Raw genomic sequence first — 16666 nt, 5'->3', positions numbered from 1 at the left:
AGGGTGAGCTTCAATGAAACCCGCACCAAGGTGCTTCTGCGTACGGCTCCTGGGTACCGTGAGCAACTGGTCCGGTTGGCTGCTCGCTACAGCAGCGGAGGGCAGCGCGGCCAGGCTTCAGCCGAAGTCGACCTGGAGGAATTTCTGGCGAGCCTTCAGCTGGTCAACACCTGGCCCGATCTGCCAGGCGTCTGGTTCGCCCCGGACCTGCGTGCACTGGCTGAGGCCTCGGTACGTGATGCCCAGGCCGTCGATGAACGCCTGAGCGCCGGAGAGCGAGGAGACGCAGTCTTTGAGGCCGTGCACCCTGGCGATGTGGCCGGTCGGCTCGGTACTGACTGGGTTGCTCCCCTCACGTCCTTCCAGGTGCGGGATATCGCCAAGCTGCTGTCGCTGACGCATGGAGCCAACTTCAGCGTTCCTGGGGCCGGCAAGACTCGTACGGCGTTTGCGGTGTACGCGGCGCTGCGGGCTGAGGGCAGTGTCCGTCAGCTCCTAGTCGTCGGGCCGAAGTCCGCCTACGAGGCATGGCAGGAGGAGAGCGCCACGTGCTTCTCCAGGTCTCCCCACATGCAGGTCTTCGCCAAGCACGCTGACTACTCGGCCGAGATCATTCTGATCAACTATGAGCGCTTGAACCGCGTGCAGGCCGAGCTGGCCGAGTGGGTATCGGATAAGCCAACGATGATCGTGCTTGATGAGGCGCATCGGATGAAGCTCGGCGTTCAGGGCGCCTACGGGGCCGCTTGTATGGCGCTCGGGCCGCTCGCGAGACACCGCCTGATTCTCACAGGAACGCCTGCTCCTAACGGGGCCAAGGACCTGGAGAGCCTGCTCTCCTTCGTCTGGCCGGGCCACGGACGCCGCGTTGTAGACCGGGCTGTAGGCGGGAAGGACTTGTCCTATGCCAGTCAGGTGCTGCGCCCGCTTTTTACCAGAACGACGAAGAACGAGCTCGGCCTGCCGCCGGTAAGGATACGACGTCAGTCCATCCTGCTTCCTGACGCGCACCGCAGGCTCTACTCTGCCCTCGTCAACAAGATGATCCCCGAGGGAGATGCGGAGCAGGAGCGATTCTCAAAGCTCGGGAGAGTGATGGTCTATCTGATGATGGCCAGTACTAGCCCAGCGTTGCTTGAGGAAGGAAGCACAAGGTATGAGCCGCTGCCCTTCTATGTCCCGCCGCTGGAGATTCCGCAGGATGGCTCACTGTCCGCCCTGATGCGGGACCTCCCTCGTTATGAGCTTTCGCCGAAGTACGAGGAAGTTATCAGGGTCGTCACGGAAAACGCTGAGGCAGGACGGAAGACTCTGGTCTGGTCCACCTTCGTCAGGAATCTGACGTCGCTTGAACGGGCGCTTCGGAAGTTCAAGCCCGCAGTAGTCCACGGAGGAACTCTCGACAGGGAGCGGCAGATCAAAAGGTTCCGGAGTGAGCAGGATTGCATGGTTCTGCTGTCCAACCCGGCTACGTTGGGCGAGGGGATCAGCCTCCATCACGTCTGCCATGACGCCATTTACGTCGACAGGGATTTTGCCGCCGGCCGGTTTCTTCAAAGCCTCGACCGGATCCATCGTCTCGGCCTGGCTTCAGACACAGAGACGCGCATTACCGTCCTCACGGCTGAAGGGACGATCGATGAGGTGGTCCATGAACGCCTCGGACGCAAGCTGACTTTCTTGGGGGCGATCCTCGACGATCCCGCACTCCAGCAACTGGCAGATCCTGAGGAGGACATGGAGAGCTGGGGCATGGACGTCTCAGACCTCCGGGCGGTGCTCGCTCATGTGGATGCCGCACCCTGAGGCGAGTGGTGGGCCGTGGCATTTGAACGCGTTCAAACCGGGGCGTAGGCTGCGGTCATGAGCGAGCCAAGAGCTGTTCTCGTGCGGCGCATACGCCTGTGGCTGGTCGTCTTCATCGTCTGCCTCGTGCTGAGCGGGCTGACCGCGTTCCCGCTGGTGCACGAACTGCGCTGGACGCAGGGCCTGGTGCGGTCCACGCCGCTGGGGGACTGGTTCCCCGGCCTCGCGCACTGGATCGACCGGGTACGCGAAGGGCTCGACGCGACGGACGAGAAGTACCCCTTCGTCCTCTACGGAACGGACTGGCTGGCCTTCGCGCACCTCGTCATCGCCGTCGCCTTCTACGGGCCCTACCGCGACCCGGTGCGCAACATCTGGGTGATCGAGTTCGGGATGATCGCCTGCGCCGGGATCATCCCGCTGGCCCTGATCTGCGGTCCCGTCCGGGGGATCCCCTTCTGGTGGTCGGTGATCGACATGTCGTTCGGGGTGTTCGGGGTGATCCCGCTGTACGTCGTACGCCGCAAGATCAAGGAGCTGGAGGCGCTGACGGCGCCCGCCGCGGGGGTGCCGGCGGCGGCGCCGGTGTGAGTGCGGTCAGTCCGTGCCCGCCGCCGCGAGGACCGCGCGCAGCGCGTCCAGCCGGTTCGTGGTGATGGCGTCCACGCCGTGCCCGACGAGCCGCCGCATGGTCCGCCTGGTGTCCGCCGTCCACACCGACACCAGCATGCCGTCGCGGTGGATCCGCGCCGCCAGCTCCGGACTCATCAGCCCGAAGCGGTAGTTGAGCCAGCGCGGCTTCACCGCCGCGATCAGCTCGGGGCGCGGCGGGGCCGGCGTCGTCCAGGTCAGGGCGATCTCGGCGGACGGGTCGGCCGAGCGGACCTTCAGCATGGCGGACGCGCCCGCGCAGTACGAGACGCGGTCGCCCGCGCCGCACTCGCGCACCGTGGCGACGACCGCGCGCACCGCCGCGTCGGTCGCGCCCGGCAGGTCGATCATCAGCCGGTGCGCCCCCGCCGCCGCCAGGGCCGCGCGCAGGGTGGGCACGCCGGAGCGGGTCAGCTCGCGCACGTCCTCGTACACCAGGGAGGACAGCGGCCGGTCATGGCCCCACAGACGCTCCAGCGTGTCGTCGTGCAGCAGGACGGGGACGCCGTCGCGGGTGAGCCGTACATCGATCTCCACCACGTCCGCGCCCCGCTCCAGCGCCGAGTGGATCGACGGGAGCGTGTTCTCGCGGACGCGGTAGGGGTCGCCGCGGTGGGCCACGGCAGTCACGGTGCGCATGGGCCCATTGTGGTCGGGCCTTACCGCGCGAGCCACCGCGCGGTGTAGTCGTCGATCTCGGCGGCGAGCCGGGCCTTGCCCGTCGCGTCCAGGAAGGACGCCTCGACGGCGTTCTTGGCGAGGCCGGCCACCCCGCGCTCGTCCAGCTCCAGCAGACGGGCGGCGACCGCGTACTCGTTGTTGAGGTCGCTGCCGAACATCGGCGGGTCGTCGCTGTTGACCGTGACCAGCACGCCCGCCCGGACCATCTCCTTTATCGGGTGCCGCTCGATGTCGGTGACGACACGGGTCGCCAGGTTGGAGGTCGGGCAGACCTCCAGGGCGATCCGGTGGTCGGCGAGGTGCTGGAGGAGGTCGCGGTCCTGGGTGGCGCTGGTGCCGTGGCCGATGCGCTCGGCGCGCAGGTCGCGCAGGGCGTCCCAGATGGACTGCGGGCCCGTGGACTCGCCCGAGTGCGGTACCGAGTGCAGCCCGGCGGCGATGGCCCGGTCGAAGTAGGGCTTGAACTGCGGGCGCGGTACGCCGATCTCGGGACCGCCGAGGCCGAAGGAGACCAGGCCCTCGGGGCGGACGGCGTCGTCGGTCGCGAGCCGGGTCGTCTCGGCCGCCGCCTCCAGACCGGCCTCGCCCGGGATGTCGAAGCACCAGCGCAGGACCGTGCCGAGCTCCTTCTCGGCCGCCTTGCGGGCGTCCTCGATCGCGTCCATGAAGGCGCGCTCGTCGATGCCGCGGCGGGTGGAGGAGAAGGGGGTGATGGTCAGCTCGGCGTACCGGATGTTCTGCCGGGCCATGTCGCGGGCCACCTCGTACGTGAGAAGCCGCACATCCTCCGGGGTGCGGATCAGGTCGACGACCGAGAGGTAGACCTCGATGAAGTGCGCGAAGTCGGTGAACGTGAAGTAGTCCGCGAGGGCCTCGGGGTCGGTGGGGACCTTCGAGTCCGGGTGGTGGGCGGCGAGTTCGGCGACGATACGGGGCGAGGCCGAGCCGACGTGGTGCACATGGAGCTCCGCCTTGGGCAGCCCCGCGATGAACGGGTGCAGATCGGTCATGGTTCTTCCTCCGCGGCTGTCGGCTTCGCTCGTCGGGGATCATGTTAGGCCGGGCGGATCGCCCGGATCCCGCGGATCGGGCCGCGGGCCGGAGCCTTAGCATGTCGGAACCACGATGGGGGAGGCCCATGTCAGACAACCGCGATCAGTCGTCCGAGGGCGCGGAGCCCGTGGACCCGTGGGCGCCGCCGGAGCAGAAGGTTCCGCTGTCGAAGCCGGTGCACGACCAGCCGACGGTGACGTCGATGCCGGCGGCGGGGCCGCCGCCCGCGGCCGGGCCGGTGCCGCCGCCGCCCACGGCGCCGGGTGGGCCCGGGGCGCCGGGGGGTTACGGCTACCCCGCGTATCCCGCCTACACCGGTTACCCGGGTTACGGCCACCCCGGCCACCCGGGCCATCCCGGCTGGACCGGCATGGCCGCGCCGCTCAACGGCTTCGGCACGACGGCGCTGGTGCTGGGCATCCTGTCGGTGGTGCTGTTCTGCCTCTGGGGCCTCGGGATCGTGCTCGGCATCCTGGCGCTGATCTTCGGGTTCCTGGGGAGGGGCCGGGCGAAGCGGGGCGAGGCCACGAACGGGGCGCAGGCGCTGGCCGGGATCATTCTCGGGGCGGTGGGGGTTGTGGTGAGCGCGGTGTTTCTGGGGCTGATGATCTGGGCGGTGACGAATGATGAGGATGGGGATGACTCGACGCGGTACGACGACCCGTTCGCGACGACGCTGATCCTGAGGGACTCCCCCACCCCGCCCCTTCCCTAAACCCTCCGGGGGTGGGGGGGTGTTCCCAGGGGGCTACGCCCCCCGACCCCCGAGCGGGGGCTACGCCCCCCGACCCCCGAGCGGGGGCTACGCCCCCCGACCCCCGAGCGGGGGCTCCGCCCCCCGACCCCCCGAGCGGGGGCTCCGCCCCCTGCACCCCTGGCGGGGGCTGCGCCCCCTGCACCCCTGGCGGGGGCTGCGCCCCTGCCGCGTGGTGGCTCACCGGGCCAGGGTGCCGTGAGCGGGGGCTCCGCCCCTGCGACCCCTCGCGCCAGCCGCCCGCACCCCATCCCCCTAGGGGCGCGGGGAACTGCGCGCTCAGCCCCCACCGGCCCGCAGACGAAAGCCCCCCGGGCCGCACCCGCATCCCCCCGAAGGCAAACCCCCCTAGGGGCGCGGGGAACTGTGCGCTCAGCCCCCACCGGCCCGCAGACGAAAGCCCCCCGGGCCGCACCCGCACCCGCATCCCCCGAAGGCACACTCCCCTAGGGGCGCGGGGAACTGCGCGACCAGCCCCACCGGCCCGCAGACGAAAGCACCCCGGGCCCTACCGCACCCCCACCCCCCCACCGCCCCGCAACACAAATCCCACCCCCACCCCAAGGCGCCCGCCGCCAGAGGGTTTCAGGGAAGGGGCGGGGTGGGGGAGAATCACGCGCCCCGCAACACCTCCCGCGCCTCCATCAGCGCGAACCCCAGCAAGTTCTCCCCCCGCCACCGCCCCGGATCCGACGCCTCGGGGGCGTCCGCCGGGAGGCCGATTCCCCAGATGCGGTCCAGGGGGCTCGCCTCGACCAGGACGCGGTCGCCCGTCGTCAGCAGGTACTCCCTCAGCGCCTCGGACTGGCCGAACTTGTGGAGGGAGCCCGCCAGCACGATCCCGTACCGCTCACGCCTCCACACCTCCTCCTCGTACCCCCGCACCAGCCGGCCCGCCTTCTTCGCCTCCGCGGGGGTCCGTGCGGTCAGTGCCGCGCGCTCCGCCTCCGGGTCGGCGAACAGGCGGGCCTTGGCGGCCATCATCCAGTGCTCCGCCGTCGCGTAGTCGACGCCGTCCACCGTGAACGGCGACGGCCACCACTGGCTGAGACAGCTCGGTCCGAGCGTGCCGTCACGGCGCGGCGTGTGCCCCCAGAAGTGCAGGAACTTCAGCCGTTCACCATCCTTGACCTGCGCGATCAAATTGTCGATCTTCTCCATACACGCGAGTCTGGCATCCGCCACTGACACTCCGTACGGGTATTTACGGCCGGACCCGACACATGGTCGACAGATTCCGTCGCGTAACCAAAAGGCAACAACGGAATCACTTGTTGGTCAGGTGCCGCTCTGTCAGGATCGGCACTCAAATCGAGCTGGAGCTACGGAGACCGTGAGCGAGATGGGCAACAGCAGCAGCAGTCGCTTCCCCGCGCAGGACCGTTTCGACGGCGGCGCCCAGTACATCGGCGGGCGTCTCACCCCGGGCACCTCCGGGCGCAAGCAGGACGTCGTCGACCCCGCCCGTGGCGAGGTCGTGTACACGTACGAGCTGGGCGGGAGCGGCGACGTGGACGCCGCCGTCGCCGCCGCCAAGGACGCCTTCCCCGGCTGGTCAGGTGCCACCCCCGCCGAACGCTCCGACGCCCTGCACCGCTTCGCCGCCGTCCTCGCCGAGCGCGCGGAGGAGTTCGCGCAGGCCGAGTCCCTCCAGTGCGGCAAGCCGATCAAGCTCAGCCGGGAGTTCGACGTCCCCGGCACGGTCGACAACACCGCCTTCTTCGCCGGGGCCGCCCGCCACCTCCAGGGGCAGTCCGCCGGGGAGTACTCCGGCGACCACACCTCCTACGTCCGCCGTGAGGCGCTCGGTGTCGTCGGCTCCATCGCCCCCTGGAACTATCCGCTCCAGATGGCCGCCTGGAAGGTCCTCCCGGCGATCGCCGCCGGCAACACCATCGTCCTCAAGCCCGCCGAGATCACCCCGCTGACCTCGCTGCTCTTCGCCGAGGCCGCCACCGCCGCCGGGATTCCCGACGGGGTCGTCAACATCGTCTGCGGCGCCGGGCGGGACGCCGGGGAGCATCTCGTCGGGCATCCGGACGTCGTGATGACCTCCTTCACCGGGTCCACCGCCGTCGGCCGGCGCGTCGCCGAGATCGCCACCGCCACCGTCAAGCGCACCCATCTGGAACTCGGCGGCAAGGCCCCCTTCGTCGTCTTCGACGACGCCGACCTCGAAGCCGCCGTCCACGGCGCGGTGGCCGCCTCCCTCATCAACTCCGGCCAGGACTGCACCGCCGCCACGCGCGCGTACGTACAGCGGCCGCTCCACGACGCCTTCGTGGCCGGGGTCGCCGATCTGATGGCGACCGTCCGGGTCGGTGACCCCTTCGACCCCGCCACCGACCTGGGCCCGCTGATCAGCCACGTCCACCGCGACCGCGTCGCGGGGTTCGTCGAGCGCGCCCGCTCCTACGCCCGGATCGTCACCGGTGGCGCGGCCCCGAAGAGCGAGGGCGCCTTCTACGCGCCCACCCTCATCACCGGTGCCCCGCAGGACAGTGAGGTCGTCCAGTCCGAGATCTTCGGGCCGGTGCTCACCGTCCTTCCCTTCGACTCCGACGACGAGGGCATCCGGCTCGCCAACGACACGCCGTACGGCCTGGCCGCATCCGCCTGGAGCCGGGACGTCTACCGGGCGGGCCGCGCCACCCGGGAGATCAAGGCCGGGTGCGTCTGGGTCAACGACCACATTCCGATCATCAGCGAGATGCCGCACGGCGGCTTCAAGGCAAGCGGCTACGGAAAGGACATGTCGGCGTACTCGTTCGAGGAGTACACGCAGGTCAAGCATGTGATGTACGACAACACGGCGGTCGCCGCGAAGGACTGGCACCGCACGATCTTCGGGGACCGATAAAGCATCCGATCAGCGGCGCCGCGCCGCGTGGCGGCCGTCCGACCAGCGGGCGCCACCTCCACCCGAAAGGGCACACAGCGCATGGAGAGTTACGAGCCGGACCGCCTGTCCGGGGCCCAACTGGCCGCCATACAGCGCAGCCTGACCAGCGGCCGGGGCGCCCTGACCCGCCGCTCGCTGATGCGGGCCACCGGCTTCGGCGCGCTCGCCGTCGGCGGCCTGGCGGGGCTCGCCGGCTGCGGGATCCCGGCCGCCAAGAAGGACGGCGGCCAGGCCCCGGCCTCGGACGACCACTCGGCCCAGGAGAAGGTGATCAGCTTCTCCAACTGGACCGAGTACATGGACGTCAGCGACGACAAGAAGCACCGGCCGACGCTCGACGCCTTCACCCGGCGGACCGGTATCCAGGTCAAGTACACCGAGGACATCAACGACAACGTCGAGTTCTTCGGGAAGATCAAGCCGCAGCTCGCGGCCGGGCAGGACATCGGCCGCGACCTCATCGTCGTCACCGACTGGCTGGCCGGGCGGCTCATCCGGTTCGGCTGGGCGCAGAAGCTCGACGCCTCGAAGCTGCCGCACGCCTTCGCCAACCTCTCCGCGCCCTTCCGCACCCCCGACTGGGACCCGGGCCGGGCCTACTCCTACCCCTGGACCGGCATCCCCACGGTCATCGCGTACAACACCAGGGCGACCGGCGGGCGGACCGTCGACTCGGTCACCCAGCTCCTCGACGACCCCACCCTCAAGGGCCGGGTGGGCTTCCTCACCGAGATGCGCGACACCGTCGGGATGACCCTGCTCGACATGGGCAAGGACCCGGCGAACTTCACCGACGCCGACTACGACGCGGCGATCGGGCGGCTCCAGAAGGGCGTCGACAAGAAGCAGATCCGGCGCTTCACCGGCAACGACTACACCGGCGACCTGGACAAGGGCGACCTCGCCGCGTGTGTGGCCTGGGGCGGCGACGTCACCCAGCTGCGGACCGACAACCCCGACATCAAGTACGCGATCCCGGCCGCCGGTTACATGCTCTCCAGCGACAACCTGCTGGTCCCCGCCAAGGCCCGGCACCGGGCCAACGCCGAGCGGCTGATCGACTACTACTACGAGCCGGCGGTCGCGGCCCAGCTCGCCGCGTACATCAACTACGTGTGCCCGGTCGACGGCGTACGCGAGGCGCTGACCAAAATCGACCCGGAGCTCGCCGAGAACACGCTGATCCTGCCCGACAAGGCCATGGCTGCCAAGGCGCACTCCTTCCGCTCGCTCAGCAGCGAGGAGGAGACGAAGTACGAGGAGAAGTTCGCCAAGCTCATCGGCGCCTGACCACCCCCCGCCTGAAAAACCTCCCCTCGTCCCTCTCCACCCCTGGGATCGCAACCCATGACTGACGACAAGAACGACGGCGGCGACGTCCGCCTCACCGGGATCAGCAAGACGTACGGCTCCTTCACCGCCGTCCATCCGCTCGAACTGACCGTTCCGCAGGGCTCCTTCTTCGCCCTCCTCGGCGCCTCCGGGTGCGGCAAGACCACCACCCTGCGCATGATCGCCGGACTGGAGGAGCCCACCACCGGGACCGTCTTCCTCGGCGACAAGGACGTCACCGGTCTGCCGCCCCACAAGCGGCCGGTGAACACCGTCTTCCAGTCGTACGCGCTCTTCCCGCACCTGAACGTCTCCGAGAACGTCGCCTTCGGGCTGCGCCGCCGGGGCATCAAGTCGGTGAAGAAGCAGGTCGACGACATGCTGGAGCTCGTCCAGCTCGGCGACTTCGCGGGACGCAAGCCGCACCAGCTCTCCGGCGGCCAGCAGCAGCGCGTGGCGGTCGCCCGCGCGCTCATCAACCACCCGCAGGTGCTGCTCCTCGACGAGCCGCTCGGCGCCCTCGACCTCAAACTGCGCCGCCAGATGCAGCTGGAGCTCAAGCGCATCCAGACCGAGGTCGGCATCACCTTCGTCCACGTCACCCACGACCAGGAGGAGGCCATGACCATGGCCGACACGGTCGCGGTGATGAACGGCGGCCGGGTCGAGCAGCTTGGCGCCCCCGCCGACCTCTACGAGAACCCGAGGACCACCTTCGTGGCGAACTTCCTCGGCACCTCCAACCTCATCGAGGCCGAGGTCGTCGAGACGAGCGGCGAGTCCGTCCTGGTCAGCGCGGGCGGCGCCAAGCTGCGGCTGCCCGGCGGACGATGTCAGGCCCCCGCCACCAGTGGCGGCAGGATCCTCGTCGGCGTGCGCCCGGAGAAGATCTCCCTCGCCCACCGCGAGGACGAGGGCTCGATGGCGGAAGGCCGCAACCGGATCCCCGGCCGCATCGTCGACTCCTCCTTCATCGGCGTCTCCACCCAGTACGTCATCGACTCCCCGGCCGGCCGGGGGCTCGCGGTGTACGAGCAGAACGTCGAGCGCGACACCCGGCTCGTGCCCGGTGCCGAGGTCGTCCTGCACTGGAACCCGGCGCACACCTTCGGCCTCGACGCCGCCCAGGCGATCGACGCGGGCGTGGAGAAGGTCGAGGACGCCGCGTGAGCGCCCTGACCGAGGCGCCCCCGGCCGCCGACCTCCCCGTACGCAAGGCGTCGGCGCGCAGGCGCCTGGTGCCCTACTGGCTGCTGCTGCCCGGCATCCTGTGGCTGATCGTCTTCTTCGCGCTGCCGATGGTCTACCAGGCCTCCACCTCGGTGCAGACCGGCTCCCTGGAGAAGGGCTTCCAGGTCACCTGGCACTTCCAGACCTACTGGGACGCCTTCGAGGAGTACTACCCGCAGTTCGTGCGGTCGCTGCTCTACGCGGGCACGGCGACCGCGCTGTGCCTGCTGCTCGGGTATCCGCTGGCGTATCTGATCGCCTTCAGGGCGGGCCGCTGGCGCAATCTGATCCTGGTGCTGGTCATCGCCCCGTTCTTCACCAGCTTCCTGATCCGCACCCTCGCCTGGAAGACGATCCTCGCGGACGGCGGGCCGGTGGTGCACACGCTCAACTCGCTGCACGTGCTCGACGTGACCGGCTGGCTGGGCCTCACCGAGGGCGACCGGGTGCTGGCCACGCCGATGGCGGTGGTCTGCGGCCTCACGTACAACTTCCTGCCGTTCATGATCCTGCCGCTGTACACGTCCCTGGAGCGGATCGACCCCCGGCTGCACGAGGCCGCCGGCGATCTGTACGCCACGCCCGCGACCACCTTCCGCAAGGTGACCTTCCCGCTCTCCATGCCGGGTGTCGTCTCGGGCACGCTGCTCACCTTCATCCCGGCGAGCGGCGACTACGTCAACGCCGAACTGCTCGGCTCCACCGACCAGAAGATGGTCGGCAACGTCATCCAGTCGCAGTTCCTGCGGGTCCTGGACTATCCGACGGCCGCCGCCCTCTCCTTCATCCTGATGGCGATCGTGCTGGTCATGGTCACCGTCTACATCCGCCGAGCCGGGACGGAGGACCTGGTCTGATGCGCTGGCTCCGACGCAATGTGATCGTCATCGCGGGGCTCGCCACCCTCGCGTACCTGATCCTGCCGAACGTCGTCGTGATGGTGTTCTCGTTCAACAAGCCGAACGGGCGCTTCAACTACTCCTGGCAGCGGTTCTCCACCGACGCCTGGCAGGACCCGTGCGGGGTCGCCGACATGTGCGGCTCGCTCTCGCTCTCGCTCCAGATCGCCACCTGGGCCACCGTCGGCGCGACCGTGCTCGGCACGATGATCGCCTTCGCCCTGGTGCGCTACCGGTTCCGGGCGCGCGGCGCGATCAACTCGCTGATCTTCCTGCCGATGGCGATGCCCGAGGTGGTCATGGCCGCGTCCCTGCTCACGCTCTTCCTCAACCTGGGTGCGCGGCTCGGCTTCTGGACCATCCTCATCGCCCACATCATGTTCTGCCTGAGCTTCGTGGTGACGGCGGTCAAGGCGCGGGTGATGTCGATGGACCCGCGCCTTGAGGAGGCGGCGCGCGATCTGTACGCCGGGCCGTTCCAGACGTTCACGCGGGTCACCCTGCCGATCGCCGCCCCCGGGATCGTCGCGGGCGCGCTGCTCGCCTTCGCGCTCTCCTTCGACGACTTCATCATCACCAACTTCAACGCGGGCTCCACCGTGACGTTCCCCATGTTCGTCTGGGGATCCGCGCAGCGGGGCACGCCCGTTCAGATCAATGTCATCGGTACGGCGATGTTCGTCATCGCCGTCGTGGTCGTCGTCGCCGGCCAGCTCGTGGCGAACCGGCGCGGCAACCGTGCGAAAGCCTAGGCAGTAACCGACCGAACCCTTCGAGGGAGTTGGAAGTCATGGCCGTCACCCGAGCCATGCGCAGTGCGGCAGCCCTTTCCCTGACGGACGCCCAGCCCGTCCCCTTCTGGCTGGAGGACCCGGGCAGGCCCGGGGCGCTCCCCGCCCTCGCGGGCGACGAGCGGTGCGACCTGCTCGTCGTCGGCGGCGGCTACAGCGGGCTGTGGACCGCGCTCCTGGCCAAGGAGCGCGACCCCGGCCGCGACGTGGTCCTCATCGAGGGCAAGGAGACCGGCTGGGCGGCCTCGGGCCGCAACGGCGGTTTCTGCGCCGCCTCCCTCACCCACGGGCTCGGCAACGGCCTGGCCCGCTGGCCGCAGGAGCTGCCCCGGCTGGAGAAGCTGGGCGCGGCCAACCTCGACGCGATCGAGACGGCCGTCGCCCGGTACTCCCTGGACTGCGACTTCGAGCGCACCGGCGAGATCGACGTGGCCACCGAGCCGCACCAGCTCGACGAGCTGCACGAGATGTACGAGGAGGCGGTCGGGCTCGGCTTCGAGGGGTTCGACCTGCTCGACCAGGACGCGATGCGGGCCGAGGTCCACTCGCCGACCTTCCTCGGCGGCCTCTGGGACCGCCGCGGCGTGGCGATGCTGCACCCCGCCAAACTCGCCTGGGGCCTCAAGCGGGCCTGTCTGGATCTGGGCGTACGCATCTACGAACACACCCCCGGCCTCGACCTGGTGGCGGCCGGACCGGGCATGGCGGTGCGCACCCCGTACGGACGGATCCGCGCCCGGCGGGTCGCGCTCGGCACCAATGTGTTCCCGTCGCTGGTCAAGCGGGTGCGGGCGTACACCGTGCCGGTCTACGACTACGCGCTGATGACCGAGCCGCTCAGCGCGGAGCAGCTGGCCTCGGTCGGCTGGAGGAACCGCCAGGGGCTCGGCGACTCCGCCAACCAGTTCCACTACTTCCGGATCACCGCCGACCACCGCATCCTGTGGGGCGGCTACGACGCGATCTACCAGTACGGGGGGAAGGTGCGGGCCGAGTACGACGACAGGCCCGCCACCTACCTCAAGCTGGCCGAGCACTTCTTCCGCTGCTTCCCCCAGTTGGAAGGGCTGCGTTTCAGCCATGCCTGGGGCGGGGCGATCGACACCTGCTCGCGCTTCTCGGCGTTCTTCGGGACGGCCCACGGCGGGAAGGTGGCGTACGCCGCCGGGTACACGGGCCTCGGCGTCGGCGCGACCCGCTTCGGCGCGGACGTGATGCTCGACCTGCTGGCGGGGGAGCGGACCGAACGCACCGAACTGGAGATGGTCCGCAAGAAGCCGCTGCCGTTCCCGCCGGAGCCGGTCGCCTGGGCGGGCATCGGCATCACCAAGTGGGCCCTGGCCCGCGCGGACGCCAACGGCGGGCGCAGAAACCTGTGGCTGAAGGCGATGGACCGGGCGGGTCTTGGCTTCGACAGCTGACCGGCGCGTACCGAACGGGATCATTCGCTCCCCTCCACGCGGGGGGCGCACAACCCGTGATCATGAGCGCCCCGGTTCACTACCGCCAGGTAGCGAAACCCGCGTCATAGCCGGCCCCGGCCCCGCTCTCCCCTCGTGACAGCGACTTCGCGCTCACGAGAGGAAGACCGGGTGATGAATGCCTCCGGGCCCAGGACAGCGGTGGAATGGCTGGCGTCGGTGGCGCCCGATCCCGACGCCTGCCGGTGGGAGTGGGAGCGCAACCCCCTGGGGGTCGCCCTCCTCCCCGCCGGCAGGCGCTGGGACGTACTGATCCTGCCGGGCGAGCTGGGGCACGCCGCCCTGGACGTGCTGCTCCGGCTCGTCGACCGGCCGGGGCCCGTCCTCGCCGACTTCGGCGACGCGCGGCTGGGGTTCTTCGTCCCGCCGGGCACGGCCGCGCGCTGGCTGGGCACCGGGGTGCGCGGGGCCGGGCAGGGGACCTGGATCGTGGTCCCCTACCCGGGCCGGGTCAGCGGCGGGGTGCGCTGGCTGGTCCCGCCCGACGGCTCGGGCGCCCTCACCGATCCCGCGCTGCTGGAACTCGCGATGCACGAGGCGGCGGCGTACCTCGCGCGGGACGGACGGGACTGAACGGGTGCTGTCCGGAAGGGGCGGGCTCCTGCGCGAGGCCTTGACAACCCGATTGGTCTGGACCACATTGTGGCGGGCTCGGCCTCATCCCCGCCATCCCCGGATCCGCCCCCGCCCGCTCGCGGGTCCGGTCCCCCCATGCCCGGAGGACGTTGTGGACCGCACCCGAAGCCTTGCCGGCACCTCCAGACCCGGCCGCCTCCTCGCCGCCCTCACGGCGGCCGTCCTCGCCGCGGGCGCCCTGGTCGCCTCCGCGCAGACCGCCCGCGCGGCCGACACCGAACTGGCCCGCAACGGCGGCTTCGAGGCCGGCCTCGACGGCTGGAGCTGTACGGCGGGCAGCGGCGCCGTGGTGACCTCACCCGTGCACGGCGGCGCCAAGGCGCTCAGGGCCACCCCGGCCGGGAGCGACAACGCCCAGTGCTCCCAGACCGTCGCGGTCCGGCCCGGCTCCACGTACACCCTGAGCGCCTGGGTGCAGGGCAGCTACGTCTACCTGGGCGCCACCGGCACCGGCACCACCGACGCCACCGCCTGGACCCAGTCCGCCCCGTCCTGGCAGCAGCTGCGCACCACCTTCACGACGGGCGCCGCCACCACCTCGGTGACCCTGCACACCCACGGCTGGTACGGCACCGGCGCCTACCACGCCGACGACGTGAGCCTGCTGGGCCCGGACGGCGGGCCCGTCCAGCCCCCGGCCGCCCCCACGGGTCTGACCGCGGGCTCCGCGACCTCCTCCAGCATCGGCCTGAGCTGGGCCGCCGTGCCCGGAGCCACCGGCTACACGGTCTACCAGGGAGGTGCCAGAGCCCTCTCGGTGAGCGGGACCTCGGCCACCGTCACGGGTCTGGCCGCCTCCACCGCGTACACCTTCCAGGTCACCGCCACCAACACGGCCGGGGAGTCGGCGAAGTCCGCCGCCGTCACCGCCTCCACCACCAGCGGCGGCGGCACCCCCGGCGGCGGCCTGCCCGCGCACGCGCTCGTGGGCTATCTGCACGCCAGTTTCGCCAACGGCTCCGGCTATCTGCGGATGGCCGACGTCCCCGACTCCTGGGACGTGATCGACCTGGCCTTCGGCGAACCGACCTCCCTCACCTCCGGCGACATCCGCTTCCGCCCCTGCCCGGTGAGCGAGTGCCCCGGCGTGGAGCCCGCCGCCGACTTCAAGGCCGCGATCCGGGCCAAGCAGGCCGCGGGCAAGAAGGTGCTGATCTCCATCGGCGGCCAGAACGGCCAGGTCCAGCTCACCACCGCGGCCGCCCGCGACACGTTCGTCGCCTCCGTCTCGAAGATCATCGACGAGTACGGCCTCGACGGCCTCGACATCGACTTCGAGGGCCACTCGCTCGCGCTGAACACCGGCGACACCGACTTCCGCAACCCGACGACACCGGTCGTCGTGAACCTCATAGCGGCGCTGAAGACCCTCAAGGCCAGGTACGGGCCGGGTTTCGTGCTGACGATGGCGCCCGAGACGTTCTTCGTGCAGCTCGGATACCAGTACTACGGCTCCGGTCCCTGGGGCGGGCAGGACCCGCGCTGCGGCGCCTATCTGCCGGTCATCCACGCCCTGCGCGACGACCTGACGCTGCTGCACGTCCAGGACTACAACTCGGGCCCGATCATGGGTCTGGACAACCAGTACCACTCGATGGGCGGCGCCGACTTCCACGTGGCCATGACCGACATGCTGCTCACCGGCTTCCCGGTGGCGGGCGACAGCGCCCGGACGTTCCCGGCCCTGCGCCCCGACCAGGTCGCCATAGGGCTGCCGGCGTCCACCAACGCGGGCAACGGCCACACCGCCCCCGCCGAGGTCACCAAGGCGCTGGACTGCCTGACCAAACAGGCGAACTGCGGCTCGTACCAGCCGCACGGGAGCCGGCCGGGGCTGCGCGGGCTGATGACGTGGTCGGTCAACTGGGACCGGTTCAACGGCGGGGAGTTCTCCCGGAACTTCGACGCGTACCCATGGAGCTGAGCAGCAGGAGCAGCCCGCACAGGCAGCCGCTCGCCAGGACGTCCAGGGGCCAGTGGTAGCCGTGCAGCACCAGACCGATGCCCGTCGCCGCGGTGAGCACCCCCGCGGCGGCGGGCATCACCCAGGGGCGGCGCGACGCCGTGCACCGGGTGAGCAGCAGGGCCGCGCCGCCGTAGGCCACCATCGCGGTGGCCGTGTGGCCGGACGGGTAGTAGCCGGTGTCGGAGGTCAGCGGGCCCGCGCGGTCGGTCCACACCTTCAGCGGCACCACCAGGGCCGGGACCAGCGCCATCGTCACCGCCGCCACCAGCGCGTCCCGGCGCGCGCCGCGCCGCACCGCGTAGGCGAGGGCGAGGGCGAGGACCGGCAGGGCGACGGGCATGGAGCCCAGGTCGGCGAGGACCTGGGCCAGGCCCTGGGGGCCGCGGCCCGCGAGCTGCCCGCCGACGCGCTCGTCGAGCCGGCGCAGCGGGCCGTCGGAGACGACCTGCCAGGTCAGCAACGCGAAGAGCGCCGCGAGAGCGGC

General features: G+C 70.5%; 15 protein-coding genes. 11 read left to right on the top strand and 4 right to left on the bottom strand.

Going from position 1 to position 16666, the window contains the following annotated elements; genetic code table 11:
• The first annotated feature begins 3 nt into the window (after window positions 1-3).
• Together AC069K_RS04440 and AC069K_RS04435 are read left to right on the top strand one after the other, a co-directional pair.
• On the top strand, window positions 4-1806 hold the full coding sequence (locus AC069K_RS04440) for a DEAD/DEAH box helicase (RefSeq protein ID WP_478612065.1): 1803 nt from the start codon (window positions 4-6) through the stop codon (window positions 1804-1806).
• 57 nt (window positions 1807-1863) lie between these two features.
• Window positions 1864-2397, top strand: coding sequence for a hypothetical protein (locus AC069K_RS04435; protein ID WP_365114314.1), 534 nt, complete (start codon window positions 1864-1866; stop codon window positions 2395-2397).
• Window positions 2398-2403: 6 nt separating this feature from the next.
• On the opposite strand, the gene AC069K_RS04430 is transcribed toward AC069K_RS04435, so the two are convergent.
• Entirely contained in the window at window positions 2404-3096 is a 693-nt protein-coding gene (locus AC069K_RS04430; RefSeq protein WP_365114316.1) for a glycerophosphodiester phosphodiesterase, read from the bottom strand.
• A gap of 20 nt (window positions 3097-3116) precedes the next feature.
• Window positions 3117-4148, bottom strand: a complete 1032-nt coding sequence (locus AC069K_RS04425) for an adenosine deaminase (RefSeq protein ID WP_478612062.1) — start codon at window positions 4146-4148, stop codon at window positions 3117-3119.
• Window positions 4149-4276: 128 nt separating this feature from the next.
• On the opposite strand from AC069K_RS04425, the gene AC069K_RS04420 reads away from it, so the two are divergent.
• Window positions 4277-4906 carry a DUF4190 domain-containing protein gene (locus AC069K_RS04420; RefSeq protein ID WP_365114320.1) on the top strand — a complete coding sequence of 210 codons (630 nt, stop codon included), beginning with the start codon at window positions 4277-4279 and terminating at the stop codon, window positions 4904-4906.
• A 651-nt stretch (window positions 4907-5557) separates the two neighbouring features.
• Here the strand turns inward: AC069K_RS04420 and AC069K_RS04415 are convergent.
• Window positions 5558-6106, bottom strand: coding sequence for an NADAR family protein (locus AC069K_RS04415; protein WP_478612060.1), 549 nt, complete (start codon window positions 6104-6106; stop codon window positions 5558-5560).
• 181 nt (window positions 6107-6287) lie between these two features.
• On the opposite strand from AC069K_RS04415, the gene AC069K_RS04410 reads away from it, so the two are divergent.
• The 8 genes from AC069K_RS04410 (at window position 6288) to AC069K_RS04375 (ending at window position 16140) form a co-directional block, all read left to right on the top strand.
• A complete protein-coding gene (locus AC069K_RS04410; RefSeq protein WP_365113374.1) occupies window positions 6288-7805 on the top strand; it encodes a gamma-aminobutyraldehyde dehydrogenase in 1518 nt (505 codons plus the stop codon).
• An 81-nt stretch (window positions 7806-7886) separates the two neighbouring features.
• The gene (locus AC069K_RS04405) at window positions 7887-9137 is read left to right on the top strand and encodes a polyamine ABC transporter substrate-binding protein (protein ID WP_478612058.1); all 1251 of its coding nucleotides are present in this window, start codon (window positions 7887-7889) and stop codon (window positions 9135-9137) included.
• A gap of 57 nt (window positions 9138-9194) precedes the next feature.
• Complete coding sequence (locus AC069K_RS04400; RefSeq protein WP_478612056.1) at window positions 9195-10349, top strand: ABC transporter ATP-binding protein; 1155 nt, start codon at window positions 9195-9197, stop codon at window positions 10347-10349.
• Window positions 10346-11266: an ABC transporter permease gene (locus AC069K_RS04395; protein ID WP_478612054.1), complete on the top strand. Its 921-nt coding sequence runs from the start codon at window positions 10346-10348 to the stop codon at window positions 11264-11266. Before AC069K_RS04400 ends, AC069K_RS04395 begins: the two co-directional genes overlap by 4 nt.
• The gene (locus AC069K_RS04390; protein ID WP_358835086.1) at window positions 11266-12060 is read left to right on the top strand and encodes an ABC transporter permease; all 795 of its coding nucleotides are present in this window, start codon (window positions 11266-11268) and stop codon (window positions 12058-12060) included. Before AC069K_RS04395 ends, AC069K_RS04390 begins: the two co-directional genes overlap by 1 nt.
• Before the next feature lie 38 nt (window positions 12061-12098).
• The gene (locus AC069K_RS04385) at window positions 12099-13520 is read left to right on the top strand and encodes an NAD(P)/FAD-dependent oxidoreductase (protein ID WP_478612051.1); all 1422 of its coding nucleotides are present in this window, start codon (window positions 12099-12101) and stop codon (window positions 13518-13520) included.
• Between the two features lie 174 nt (window positions 13521-13694).
• Window positions 13695-14153 carry a hypothetical protein gene (locus AC069K_RS04380; protein WP_365113360.1) on the top strand — a complete coding sequence of 153 codons (459 nt, stop codon included), beginning with the start codon at window positions 13695-13697 and terminating at the stop codon, window positions 14151-14153.
• A gap of 154 nt (window positions 14154-14307) precedes the next feature.
• On the top strand, window positions 14308-16140 hold the full coding sequence (locus AC069K_RS04375; RefSeq protein ID WP_478612049.1) for a chitinase: 1833 nt from the start codon (window positions 14308-14310) through the stop codon (window positions 16138-16140).
• On the opposite strand, the gene AC069K_RS04370 is transcribed toward AC069K_RS04375, so the two are convergent.
• Window positions 16091-16642 (bottom strand): phosphatase PAP2 family protein, encoded by a 552-nt coding sequence (locus AC069K_RS04370; protein ID WP_478612047.1) that lies wholly within the window; start codon window positions 16640-16642, stop codon window positions 16091-16093. The two genes, AC069K_RS04375 and AC069K_RS04370, sit on opposite strands and share 50 nt — an antisense overlap.
• Between the last annotated feature and the right edge of the window lie 24 nt (window positions 16643-16666).

The organism is Streptomyces sp. NPDC043908 (genome assembly GCF_056435525.1).
Note: the sequence above shows the minus strand (reverse complement) of the source record. Positions and strands in the feature narration are given on the sequence as shown.

What these genes read in the sequence shown, in the direction of transcription:
- AC069K_RS04435 (WP_365114314.1), top strand. Translation starts at nt 1,864, where the DNA reads ATGAGCGAGCCAAGAGCTGTTCTCGTGCGGCGCATACGCCTGTGGCTG.
- AC069K_RS04430 (WP_365114316.1), bottom strand. Translation starts at nt 3,096, where the DNA reads ATGCGCACCGTGACTGCCGTGGCCCACCGCGGCGACCCCTACCGCGTC.
- AC069K_RS04425 (WP_478612062.1), bottom strand. Translation starts at nt 4,148, where the DNA reads ATGACCGATCTGCACCCGTTCATCGCGGGGCTGCCCAAGGCGGAGCTC.
- AC069K_RS04420 (WP_365114320.1), top strand. Translation starts at nt 4,277, where the DNA reads ATGTCAGACAACCGCGATCAGTCGTCCGAGGGCGCGGAGCCCGTGGAC.
- AC069K_RS04415 (WP_478612060.1), bottom strand. Translation starts at nt 6,106, where the DNA reads ATGGAGAAGATCGACAATTTGATCGCGCAGGTCAAGGATGGTGAACGG.
- AC069K_RS04410 (WP_365113374.1), top strand. Translation starts at nt 6,288, where the DNA reads ATGGGCAACAGCAGCAGCAGTCGCTTCCCCGCGCAGGACCGTTTCGAC.
- AC069K_RS04405 (WP_478612058.1), top strand. Translation starts at nt 7,887, where the DNA reads ATGGAGAGTTACGAGCCGGACCGCCTGTCCGGGGCCCAACTGGCCGCC.
- AC069K_RS04400 (WP_478612056.1), top strand. Translation starts at nt 9,195, where the DNA reads ATGACTGACGACAAGAACGACGGCGGCGACGTCCGCCTCACCGGGATC.
- AC069K_RS04390 (WP_358835086.1), top strand. Translation starts at nt 11,266, where the DNA reads ATGCGCTGGCTCCGACGCAATGTGATCGTCATCGCGGGGCTCGCCACC.
- AC069K_RS04385 (WP_478612051.1), top strand. Translation starts at nt 12,099, where the DNA reads ATGGCCGTCACCCGAGCCATGCGCAGTGCGGCAGCCCTTTCCCTGACG.
- AC069K_RS04380 (WP_365113360.1), top strand. Translation starts at nt 13,695, where the DNA reads ATGAATGCCTCCGGGCCCAGGACAGCGGTGGAATGGCTGGCGTCGGTG.